Annotated in this window: 10 protein-coding genes; 1 reads left to right on the plus strand and 9 read right to left on the minus strand. The window is 39.0% G+C overall.

The genetic code is table 11. From position 1 onward, the window contains the following. Positions 1–9: 9 nt before the first annotated feature. The 3 genes from PISS_RS10825 to miaE form a co-directional block, all read right to left on the minus strand. Entirely contained in the window at positions 10–1947 is a 1938-nt protein-coding gene (locus PISS_RS10825) for a sensor histidine kinase (protein ID WP_058155055.1), read from the minus strand. After that, positions 1940–4168 (minus strand): EAL domain-containing response regulator, encoded by a 2229-nt coding sequence (locus PISS_RS10830; RefSeq protein ID WP_058155057.1) that lies wholly within the window; start codon positions 4166–4168, stop codon positions 1940–1942. The genes PISS_RS10825 and PISS_RS10830 overlap by 8 nt, the downstream gene beginning before the upstream one ends. Positions 4169–4363: 195 nt before the next feature. After that, positions 4364–5134 (minus strand): tRNA isopentenyl-2-thiomethyl-A-37 hydroxylase MiaE, encoded by a 771-nt coding sequence (gene miaE / locus PISS_RS10835; RefSeq protein WP_016899267.1) that lies wholly within the window; start codon positions 5132–5134, stop codon positions 4364–4366. A 199-nt stretch (positions 5135–5333) separates the two neighbouring features. Here miaE and PISS_RS10840 point away from each other — a divergent pair, with 199 nt between their 5' ends. After that, positions 5334–5933: a Yip1 family protein gene (locus tag PISS_RS10840; protein WP_008111059.1), complete on the plus strand. Its 600-nt coding sequence runs from the start codon at positions 5334–5336 to the stop codon at positions 5931–5933. An 87-nt stretch (positions 5934–6020) separates the two neighbouring features. Here the strand turns inward: PISS_RS10840 and purF are convergent, their stop codons facing one another. The 6 genes from purF to truA form a co-directional block, all read right to left on the minus strand. Continuing rightward, positions 6021–7547 (minus strand): amidophosphoribosyltransferase, encoded by a 1527-nt coding sequence (purF, locus tag PISS_RS10845; protein ID WP_013465461.1) that lies wholly within the window; start codon positions 7545–7547, stop codon positions 6021–6023. 18 nt (positions 7548–7565) lie between these two features. Next, positions 7566–8060, minus strand: coding sequence for a CvpA family protein (locus tag PISS_RS10850; RefSeq protein WP_024601787.1), 495 nt, complete (start codon positions 8058–8060; stop codon positions 7566–7568). Positions 8061–8362: 302 nt separating this feature from the next. Then, positions 8363–8986 carry an SPOR domain-containing protein gene (locus PISS_RS10855; protein ID WP_013465463.1) on the minus strand — a complete coding sequence of 208 codons (624 nt, stop codon included), beginning with the start codon at positions 8984–8986 and terminating at the stop codon, positions 8363–8365. A gap of 11 nt (positions 8987–8997) precedes the next feature. Further along, the gene (gene folC, locus PISS_RS10860) at positions 8998–10263 is read right to left on the minus strand and encodes a bifunctional tetrahydrofolate synthase/dihydrofolate synthase (protein ID WP_058155058.1); all 1266 of its coding nucleotides are present in this window, start codon (positions 10261–10263) and stop codon (positions 8998–9000) included. 25 nt (positions 10264–10288) lie between these two features. Beyond that, positions 10289–11164, minus strand: a complete 876-nt coding sequence (gene accD / locus PISS_RS10865) for an acetyl-CoA carboxylase, carboxyltransferase subunit beta (protein WP_013465465.1) — start codon at positions 11162–11164, stop codon at positions 10289–10291. A 176-nt stretch (positions 11165–11340) separates the two neighbouring features. Continuing rightward, complete coding sequence (gene truA, locus PISS_RS10870; RefSeq protein ID WP_016899264.1) at positions 11341–12135, minus strand: tRNA pseudouridine(38-40) synthase TruA; 795 nt, start codon at positions 12133–12135, stop codon at positions 11341–11343. Positions 12136–12174 lie beyond the last annotated feature (39 nt).

Raw genomic sequence — 12174 nt, forward strand, 5'->3', positions numbered from 1 at the left:
CTTTATTGACTAATCGTAATGAGACTTTGCTTTTAAGTCAGGTAAAGTAATAATAAATTGCGTTTTAAAATAGGTATCGCTTTGTGGTTCTGAATGAAGTTTGATGTCCCCTTTTAAAATCTGGGTTACCCATTGATAAACCATATATAAACCTAAACCCGTGTTACCTTTACCTCTAGCTGAAGTATAAAAGGGTTCAAATATATCTGCCTTTATCTCACCATCAACACCTTTGCCATTATCTGACACGCTCAGCCTCACCCTATTATTAGTCGCTTGTTCGACTTTTATTTCTATTACCCCCTCCTGCTTTTCATCAAAAGCATGGTTTAGCGCATTAACCACTAAGTTTTCGACCACCTGAGAAATAATACCTGGCAAGCTAATTACCTGTTTATTAAGTAAAAAAATAGTTTTCACTTTTATTGGCGAGTTTTTTAACCTGGAGTTTAATGACAATAATAGCTCTTCAATAATTTTTTCAATATCACATGCTATAAATTCATCATTATGGCGATCAATCGCCATTTTTTTAAAACTTTTTACTAATACGGCGGTTTTATTTAAATTAATTTTAGCCAGCGCTAGGTTCTCTCCAATACTTGTTGTAGTACTTTCTAACGTTGATTTAGTCAGCCCCTGTTTCATCGCTTCATTTAATTTATTCAATGCCATATCTGCATTTGAAACAGAAATAACGGCTCCACCGATAGGCGTATTCATTTCATGAGCAACACCTGCCACGAGCAACCCTAATGAGGATAGTTTTTGCGCTTCAATTAACCCTTCTTGCAGTTGCTGCTGCTGCTTAATTGTGGCATCAAGCTCACGGTTAACGATATCTAGTTCTATCTTTTCAATATGTAATTTATGTGTCAGGGCTAATAGCTGATTTTGAAACTTATACTCACGATAAATAAAACCAAAGCTAATTAAACATAGTAATCCACTGCAAATTAACGCTAACCGTAAGGCCGCATTTCGTACAGTTATTAACAATTCATTGGGGCTACTTATAAGAATAATTAATTCTTTGTCAGCATTGCTAATTCTACCTTTGTTCTCGCGCAACGAAAAAATAGAAAAACGGCGGTAGGTATAAAGACTATGGTTAAAAAAGTGCGAACCATATTCTACATTGCCATCAATAATTTGCTGCCAAAGCTCTGGTTTTTTTAAAGCGAGTGTTTGCTCATTTTTACCATACATAAACCCCCACTCTAATTCAGCATCAGTATTTAATAACCAAAAGCCATCGTGGTTTAAAATGCTAATTAAAGTGCTCTCTTGGTTGTAACTTTTAATCTGATCAAACAAATAATCTAAGTTAAAGTTTACCACTAGCAAACCATCTAATAGGTAATTTTCTTTATCCGTACGATAGGTTACACGGATTGTTGGTTGATGAGGAATTACAATTTGGTTGCGTTCGATATTTAAATCTATTTCTGTGGCAAAAATGTCAGGCGCACTGACCTGCATCCCTTTTTGAAAGTAGTAACGAGTTTGCTTATTTTGCAACTCATCAGGCGATACAATTTCGCCAATACCATTGGCTGCGTTAATGCGGTATTGCTCTTGGCCTTGTGTATCTAGCCAGCGAATTTGCGCGATATTAGTAGAGATAGCAGCAAAATTTAAAAAATAGTTATTTATTTCATCTCTTCTTTGCTTTGATTGTAAAGGCTTGTTTGGTGTGTCGCTTTTTAAAATCGGCCCTTGGGCCAGGATACGCGTAAGCTTTTTAATACTACTGAGCTCTTTAGAAAAATCTCCACTGATAAGGACTAACTTTTCATCTTGCTTAGCTTTTATGGTGTTTATTTTTTCTTGATATGTTTGTTCGTATATAAGCCAGCCAATAAATAAAGTAATAAATAAACTAAACAAAGACTTTATCAGCACACTTTTTTTTGAGCCGACCGGCAAGCTGTTAAGGCTATTCATTCTTACTCACTTCAAACTGTTTTAGCCACACAATTAAATCTTTTAAAAATAATGGTTTAGAAAAGTAGTATCCTTGAGCAGTTTCGCACCCCTGCTGATGTAACCACTGAGCCTCAAATTCATTCTCAACACCTTCAGCAATTACCGAAAAGTTAAACTGATTCGCTAAAGATAATATCATCTTAATCATGTACTGATTGTTGTCATTAAATTCAAGATCACTAACAAAGTAGCGATCTATTTTTATCGACGTAGACGGTATTTCATTGATGTGAGCTAACGACGAGTAACCAGTGCCAAAGTCATCAATGCTGACTTTCATACCTAAGGCGATAAACCGTTCAAGTGCTTCTTTAATTAAGTTATAGTTACTTATGGCTTGCGTTTCTGTCACCTCTAGCTCAAGCATAGAAGGCAGAATGTTGTACTCTTCAATTTTAGTTTTTATTTGCTCAAAGTAACTAGGTTCAACTAAATCATAAGAGGATGCATTAAATGCAACGGGTAAGTTGCAGCCTTGCTCTTTAAGTTGATTAATAGTCTCTAGTATTTTTTCGAAAATCACATGGTCTAGTTCATTAATTAATCCGGCTGTTTCAGCTAACTCTATAAATTCATCAGGGCGTACAAAGCTGCCATCAGCTCTTTGCCACCTAGCGAGCGCTTCAAAACCTGCTGGTTTCAAGGTTGATAAGCTGATTTTGGGTTGTAACGCCACCTGTAAACTTTTATTACCTATAGCCGTTCTGAGCTCAGCCATCAGTTCATAACGACGAGTAATTTGATCTGTTTTTTCCTCGGTATGCTGAATATACTTAGTTTGGTTTAGCTGCGAAGAGTTCAGGCTCGACTCTGCAAGGCTGATTACTTTTTCAGGTGTTAAGTTTAAAGCTACATTTAATTTTAATTCTAAAATACGGACATCAATGTATTGCTTAACTTGTTCAATTTCGAATTTTTGTTTATTTTGAAAGTAACTAACTGCATTTGAGATATCAAAGTCAACGCTCACTAACATGCCAAACGCTTTGTTACTAATCAATGCTATGCGGGGGTCATACCTAGTAAAGCTATCAACAATACTCTGGTAAACTAACTTCATTAATTTATTACAAAATTCATGACCAAAGGTGAATGCTTTTTCGTCAAACTGATAAATATCAAAAATGACCAATCGCGTTTTTAGCCGCTCCTGCGCATTCATGTTCTTTATTTCACGGGTTAGCCAGTTACGGTTTTGCAAGTTAAGTGACACATCGGTATAAGCAAGCTCGGTTAAGCGATTTAATAACGAAATATTAGCAAATCCTGTGCTCACATTTTCACTAAATACTTTAAGTAAATATTCGTTTTGCTCACTAATTGGGTTGTCTGATTTGACGATAGTTATGTAATCAGCGCCCTGCTGATCTGGCGTTTCGAAAAAAAACACACTGTGGTGCTTTGAAAAAATATGACGACGCTCTCTAATCGCTTGTTTAAAGTCTTGCAGCATTTCTGCAGGCAGATTAGGTCCCACAGGTTGCCCTTTAATGCCACTAAAGCAACCATGGGTTGAGAGTATTAAACATTCAGAGCTAGGGTCTGAATTACTCGAACAAAAAATACCACCACCTTCGGTTATTTTTAAAATGTTGCTAATTTCTTTAAGCACAGCATAAGAGAAAGAGGCCATATCGTGCTTACCGTTAATACTTCTAGATGCATCAAGCACCAACTGTAAACCTTGCTTGGCTGACCTAATTTGTGAGATATACTCCCAAGTGCGCATGTTGCTATTAACAATTGATTGCAGCTTCTCGGCAGATAGGTCTGATTTATTCCAGTATTCATCGATATCGAGCATTTTCATGATATCGCTCTCTGGTGCAAAACCAGGTTGCCCTGTTAAGAGCACAATACGCATTTCTGCGTTACCGATGACCTCTCGAATAGTATTCACTAAACGCAGACCTGAGTCATCCTCCTCCATCACCACATCTATAAAAATAAGTGCAATATCAGGGTGCATGCTCAACGCCAAAGCCGCCTCTGGTACCGAATTTGCTGTTAACAACTCGTATTTATAACCATCTTTGGCTTTTAGCTCTTTTAAGCTGTTAACTAACGCGTTTTGATAATCAAGATCATCCTCAACGGTTAATATTTTCCAAGTTTTCAGATCTGTATCTGCTTGTTCTTCTTCAGCTGCAAATACAAATAATCCCTCTTTATCTTGCATACATTCTCACCCAATAATAAATAAGGTATGGCCCTTTTATTAAAATGAATTACAAAGCAATATAGACCGTTGATAACTCAAAATTCGACTTGCTTAAATATTAGGAGAGAGTTTTGGAAGTGTCTAATTTAAAAATAATTTTGATACTAAAGTATGTGCTACAACAACATAACCCATTTGTAGCACTCAAGTATACTAAGCACTTTTACTTAACGGTGTTCCACTGTGAAACTTAAAGTCTTCGTCATCAGATAAAATTAACTGTGCTTCTATTTCAGCAAATTCTTTTACCCGCTCGGTAATATCAAAATCAGCAATGTCTTGAGCAAGGGTTAAATAATCTTGGTAATGACGTGCCTCAGAGCGCAGCAATGAAATATAAAAATCACCTAATCGTTTATCTACATGGGGTGCAAGCTTGGCAAAGCGTTCACACGAGCGAGCTTCTATGTAAGCACCTACAATAAGCTTATCAACTAAGGCATTAGGCTCAAACGTTTTAACATTGCGTAGCATGCCTTTGGCATAACGACATGGCGTTATACTTTTATATTCAACACCGTATTCATCCATAATTTCGAGCACTTGATAGAAATGATGCAGCTCTTCTTTTATCAGCATTACCATTTTATCAATTAAATCTTGGCCATAAGGCGAGTTAGATTTAGGGATAATGGATTTAGTGAGTTTATTTTTAGCCGCTAAATCACGCCAATTTCCCTCACGTTTATAAATAAGCGTTTCAAACGGTTTAAGCCATTCAAGCAGTGCATCACTGCTCTCTTTATCTACCGCATACTTACGAATTAAAAACATGGCACTTTGCGCCGCTTTTAATTCACATATTAAGTGATCAATTAATATGATGGGTAAGTTTTCTTTTTTGATTGCTTGTTCAACCCACTCATCGGGAGTACTGCATAATAAAAAATTGTTAATTGGCTCTAAAAGCTGGCTATGTGGCACGCTGACTACTCATTGCTAAAAATTGCGATTATGGCATTTTAACATGAAATATTACTCTGAATAAAATAAACACTCGTCCTTATTGCAAGCATGTGGATAACTTGACTTTGTATACTTACTCAACCATAACTAAATGGACTGTATAAAAACAAACCAATTATAACCAAACAGTAATATATCCTTTTATGGAGAGCACGCAATGATACTAAATCACCTATGGGGTTTATACGCCCATCCACTCGAAGAATGGCAAACAATTGATAACCGTCACGAAAGCTTAACCTATAGCTTATCGCACATTTTGCTTATCGCTTTATTTCCCTCTGCAATGGGGTACTACTCATCGGTTTACTTAGGCTGGAGTATAGGTACAGGTAATCCAGTATTTTTAACCCATGAAAGCGCACTGATGATTGGCGCAGCCATGTATGTCGCTTTAATTGGCGGTGTATTTGCACTGGCCTATTTAGCCCATTGGATGGCGGTTACTTTTGGTGCTAAACCGACTTTTACCCAAACAATTGAGCTGGCAGCTTATACCGCTACACCGGTGTTTATGTCGGCATTGGCCGCTTTTTGGCCTGAGCTGTGGTTTGTGGTGTGTGTTGGATTAGTTGCACTCGCCTACTCAGTTTATTTACTGTACACCGGCGTGCCAATTTTGATGCACATTCCGCAAGAGCGCGGCTTTATTTATGCAAGCTCTGTTGTTACCTGTGGATTAATTTTACTGGTTATTATATTAGCACTTACCGCTATGCTATGGACCAACGGTATTATCAGCCCCATGTTTACTTAAATATTCCTTTTCTATAGACGCAAAAAAGGAGCTGTTAAGCTCCTTTTTTTATTAGCCTTAAAATACTATCAGGCTAACATTACATTATTAATCAGATTCGTTTTCATCTTGATTATGTATTTCTAAACCAGATGACATTGCGTTTTCACGGATGCTTTTAGCTGAATCGTTGCGCAGCTTATCTATACGGTTTAAGTAATCTTGATCAATGTCGCCAGTAATGTATTGTCCGTCAAACACTGATGTTTCAAACTTAGTGATCTCTGGGTTTTCTTGGCTAACGGCAGCAATTAAATCGCTTAACGATTGAAAGATTAAACCATCAGAGCTAATGCTTTGGTTAATATCTTCTACTTCACGGCCGTGTGCAATAAGTTCTGCCGCAGATGGCATATCTATACCGTATACATTTGGAAAGCGTATTTCAGGTGCTGCTGATGCAAAGTAAACATTTTTAGCGCCTGACTCGCGTGCCATCTCTACAATTTGTGCCGAGGTGGTACCACGTACAATTGAGTCATCAACAAGTAGGACATTTTTACCTTTAAACTCACGGTCTATCGCATTAAGTTTTTGGCGAACTGATTTTTTACGAAGCTCTTGGCCAGGCATAATAAACGTACGACCAATATAACGATTTTTAACAAAGCCTTGGCGATACGGTAAGTCAAGCACGCGTGCCATTTCTAATGCAATATCACACGAGGTTTCAGGAATAGGAATAACCACATCAATGTCTTTGTCCGCCCATTCACGCGCTACTTTTTCACCTAACTTAGTCCCCATATTTACACGCGCTGCATACACTGACATGCGGTCAATGGTTGAATCCGGTCGTGCAAAATAAACAAATTCAAAAATACACGGTGAGTAAGACACTTTATCTGCACAGCTTAAAGAGTGAAACTCTCCATTTTCAGTGACATAAATAGCTTCGCCTGGGGCAACGTCACGAACAAATTCAAAACCGTCAGGCTTTAATGCTACGCTTTCTGAGGCAAACATGTATTCAGTGCCGTTTGCTGATTCACGTTTACCAAACACCAATGGACGAATACCGTTTGGATCGCGAAACGCCACAATACCATGACCAATAATCATGGCGATAGTGGCATAACCGCCACTTACTTTATTGTTAACTTCAGTAACCGCGGTGAAAATATCTTCAGGGTCTAATTTTAGTTTGTCTGATTTACTTAGCTCATGCGCCATGATGTTAAGTAAAATTTCAGAATCAGAGGTCGTATTAACATGGCGACGTGCCTCTGAAAATAACTGCTCTTTTAACGACTCGGCATTGGTTAAGTTACCATTATGCGCAAGCGCTATACCAAATGGAGAGTTTACATAAAACGGCTGAGCCTCTGACGAACTTGAAGAACCCGCTGTTGGGTAACGCACATGGCCAATGCCAATATTGCCTTGCAAACGTTTCATATGACGAGTGTGAAATACATCTTTCACTAGGCCATTTGCTTTGCGCAAGCTAAATGTATTGTTCTCAATAGTTATGATACCCGCAGCATCTTGGCCACGGTGTTGCAAAACGGTTAAGCCATCATAAATCGCCTGATTAACTGGCGATGTTCCGACTATTCCAACGATACCACACATGTAATTTATCCTCGCCGATTAACGGTTTACTGAATTTAAAAAGCTCGAGTTGTTTTCTAGGTACGAAAAGAACCATTCAACTACAAAGCCAAATTCTGGAATCAAAATAGAGTTGCCCCACCAATGCGTACTTGGCGCACCAGTAAAAGCATCAAGAAAGAAGAGTAACGCGCTCACGACCAACACGCCTCGAAGAGCACCAAACACCACACCAAAAACACGGTCTGTGCCGGATAATCCGGTTCGCTGTACAAGCTCACCTAAAATATAGTTTAGTAAACCGCCTAACAATAGCGTCGCAAAGAATAATATGGCAATGGCCGCCGCATTTCTTAAAAGGGGTTCAGAAATGGATGTTAGGAAGGAAGCTAAATATTGATAAAATAAGCTGGAGATGATGAAAGCCCCTGCCCATACCGCTAATGACATAGCTTCTTTAACAAAGCCGCGTATTAAACCGATGATGGTAGAGAGTGCAATAATGCCAAGAATGGCGTAATCAACCCAGATCATAAGAACCAATTAGTCGCTAATTTTGGGCGCATTCTATACCTAAACCTCCTTGTGATGCAAGTTTAAGCGTGAGATTACAGGTGAGTAAACACGCACCATTTTTAGATTAAAAATAGCGCAGTCTCACCGTTATAAAAACAACAAACATTTTGTTTATAGCGCATCTATTTTGCTATTTTTGTGTGGGCATTGATAAGTAAAGGTAGCGAGCTAAAAATGCGATAAAGGTCTATTTAAACGTATAAAATAAGACAAGGTAAGTGTGTAATATCTCGCGATAAACACACTTCCTTTTATTGAATTTATTTGGTCACTTCAAATTGGGTGACTTTACCGTTGAGTTTGGTTAACTCTTTAAGTGCAGGAAGTTGAGATTGCAGTTCTTGTTTATTCAGTGATGGTCCGACAAAAACTTTCGTTAACGTCCCATTTGGCGTTTTAACTGGTTTAGTAAAAGTTTTAAACCCTTTAGCCTTGAGCTTAGCTTGCAGCGCTTTTACATTGGCTGCATGTGAAAAACTACCTAACTGAATAACATACGCCATGCTAGTTAAGTTTTCGTTAGCTGGGCGCGTAGGTTCTTGAATTGCAGCCGTACTGCTTTGGTTTGTATCAGGTATTACCGCTTCAACCATTGCAGGCTGGTCGGTAATGTCTGTTTGAGCAGCACTGTTTTGCTGTTCAAATGCGGCATCATCAGGCTGAATATCTTCAACTTCATCCTCTTTTAAAGGCTGTGCATTTGCCACTTTTTGATCGATTGATTCTTGCAAATCAATGGTCTTGAACTCAGAGCGTTCTGGAATCGCTTTAAAGCCTTCTTTGTAGTGCACTTTTTCACCATCGAGTATATTGGGAATAAACACAATTGCTGCGATCACCACAATACTTGTTCCGACTAAGCGATTAATAAAACCTGAGTTCACCGACATCCTCTCTATTTTTTAAAGTAATGAATAGCGCCAGCCACGGTAAAAAATGAACCAAATACAATTAATAGTGTGTTACTTGACTGGTTTGGCAAGATAGCATCCAATGCTGCCTCTACGCTATTATAACCCTGTTTAAAATTACTATTAGGAATGCTTAGAAGTGCCTGATTTAAATTAGCAGCGCTATCGCCGCGTGGGCCCTCTAAGCTCGCAAACGACCATTCATCTACTACATCACTAACTTCTTTAAGCACACCGGCCTTATCTTTATCAGCAAGCATAGCGGCTAATGCATGAATTTTAAAGCCTTTATCTTTATAGCTTGCTAATTTAGTCGCTAAATAGCGAGCTGATTCAGGGTTATGTGCTACATCGGTATACACTAATGGCTCTGCACTTAGTTGTTGAAAACGTCCCTCAACGACTAAGCTCGCTAAACACTGAGTAATCACCTCATCGCTCGGTAATAAGTTTAATACCGATAGAGCGGTTAATGCCGTGGCTACATTTTGACATGGGATTGCTGGTTTAGGTAACTCAAGATTATGCTCTTTAAATTGCCAACTAAAACTCTGCGCGTGCTCTTTAAAAATAAAGTCGCTGCCAGATAACACCATATTAGCGTTAATTTCTTTACCATAATCGGTCATTGTATGTGGAATATTTAAGTCCCCAATAATTGCAGGAGTACTCTCTCGAAAAATACCCGCTTTGTCATAAGCAACTAATTCACGCGTGTCACCTAAGTATTCTTTATGATCTAAGTCGATGGTGGTGATGATGCTGGCATAGGGGGTAACAATATTGGTCGCGTCAAAACGCCCGCCTAAACCTACCTCTAACAGCACGTAATCAACCTCTAAACGCTTGAATATTGCTAACGCGCCTAAGGTGCCATATTCAAAATATGTCAGTGGGGTGTCACCACGACCTTGTTCTAATAAATTAAACGCATCGACATGGTATTGATCGTCAAGCTCTGCGCCATCAACGCGTACGCGCTCATTGTAACGAATTAAATGCGGAGAAGCATACGTACCAACACGATAACCTTGGGCTAATAACAGTGACTCTAAACAACGTGCTGTTGTGCCTTTGCCATTGGTGCCTGCAATAAGAATGATTTTACTTGAGGAGGTTAAAAGCCCAATGTTGTTAGCAACACGAGCAACGCGTTCTAAACCCATTTCTATATTAGCAGGGTGAACACTCTCTAAATAACAAAGCCAATCATCAAGGCTTGATGATTGGCTAGGAATTGTTTTTGTCATAGCATGTAATCAGTAAAGCTGAAATTTACGCTACTCTATGCTCTTGTTCCGTAGAAGGCAAGTTCATAAATTTTGCTAAGATACGTGCTAGCGTATCGCGCATTTCTCGACGGTCTATAATCATGTCGATTGCGCCATGTTCTAACAAGAATTCACTGCGTTGGAAACCCTCTGGTAGCGTTTCGCGAACAGTTTGTTCAATAACACGCGGACCGGCAAAACCAATCAAAGCTTTAGGCTCTGCAACATTAATATCACCAAGCATTGCCAATGATGCTGATACACCACCCATTGTTGGATCTGTCATTACAGAAATAAACGGTAGGCCTTTTTCAGTCATTTTAGCCAGTGCCGCACTGGTTTTAGCCATTTGCATAAGTGACATAAGGGCTTCTTGCATACGAGCACCGCCCGATGCAGAAAAACAAATCAGCGGCATATTATGCTCTAAACATTGGTCAACCGCGTCAACAAAACGAGCACCCACTACCGATGCCATTGAGCCACCCATAAATGAGAATTCAAATGCAACAGCAGCAACCGGAATGCCTTTTAGGTTCCCTTTCATTGCGACAAGCGCGTCTTTTTCACCGCTTGACTTTTGAGCTGCATTGATACGATCTGAGTATTTTTTTGAGTCTCTAAATTTAAGCACATCTTTAGGTTCGTGTTGGGCACCTAACTCGTGACGATCGCCTTCATCTAAAAACTGTTCAAGACGTTTACGACCACTAACACGCATATGATGATCGCATTTAGGGCATACGTTCAGTGATTTTTCTAATTCTGCTTTATATAAAATTGAATCACATGACGTACATTTAGCCCATACACCTTCTGGAATTTCTTTACGACCTGAAGATTTAGTCGTTTTTGGTAAGATTTTTTCTAGCCAACTCATTTGCAACTCTCTTAATGCTGTTCTGTGTCGCGAGTCTACATGTTAACCATGCAAACAAATTTTTCCAATTAAAACATGAATTACGCTGTCACGGTATAAAAAACTGGTCTTAGTAGTTAGCAATACGAATAACAGCGTATAAATTTAGCCTCAAAATATACACATCTCGTTACTTATCAAATATCACTGTCGGCTAAAAACAATGGTCCTAGCGGCGTTCTAGGGATATTAAAATGATCTGGATAATCAACATCCACTAAATATAAACCTGCTGCTTTTGCTGTAGCGCTCGCTTTAGCTCGCTCTTTAACATCTAGCAGCTCTTTTAACCAAATTGGTTCATGTTTATGTAAGCCAATATCCATTAAACAACCCGTAATATTACGTACCATATGGTGTAAAAACGCATTGGCTTTAATATCAATAATGACATAAGCACCTTGGCGCTGTACCGATAAATGATGAATCGTTCGCGTTGCCGTATTAGCTTGGCAGTGCAGCGCTCTAAACGAGGTAAAGTCATGCTCACCTAGTAAATATTGACACGCCTGCTGCATTTTCACTTCATCTAGTGGGTGATGAAAATGTGTAACACCTTCATTTAATACCGCACCACGAAACGCATAATTGTAAATAACATAACGATAACGACGAGCAGTTGCACTAAAGCGGGCATGAAAGTCTTCCGCCACAGGTTGTGCAAAACGAATAGCAATATCTTTGGGTAATAAGGTGTTCATACCTAATGTAAAGGCCACCATTTCACGCTCAGCATGTGTATCAAAATGCACTACTTGTCCAGTGCCATGTACACCGGCATCGGTACGCCCTGCACATACAATTTCAACTGGATGATTACAAATGCGCGACAACGCTTTTTCTACTTCTTGTTGTACACTATTTACGTGTGATTGACGCTGCCAACCACTGTAACGTGCGCCATTGTATTCTACTCCAAGTGCTACTCGCATAATTACTGCTTTACCTACTGTGCTAATCGACGCTGCATT

The organism is Pseudoalteromonas issachenkonii (assembly GCF_002310795.1).
In the GTDB taxonomy this organism is placed as follows: domain Bacteria; phylum Pseudomonadota; class Gammaproteobacteria; order Enterobacterales; family Alteromonadaceae; genus Pseudoalteromonas; species Pseudoalteromonas tetraodonis.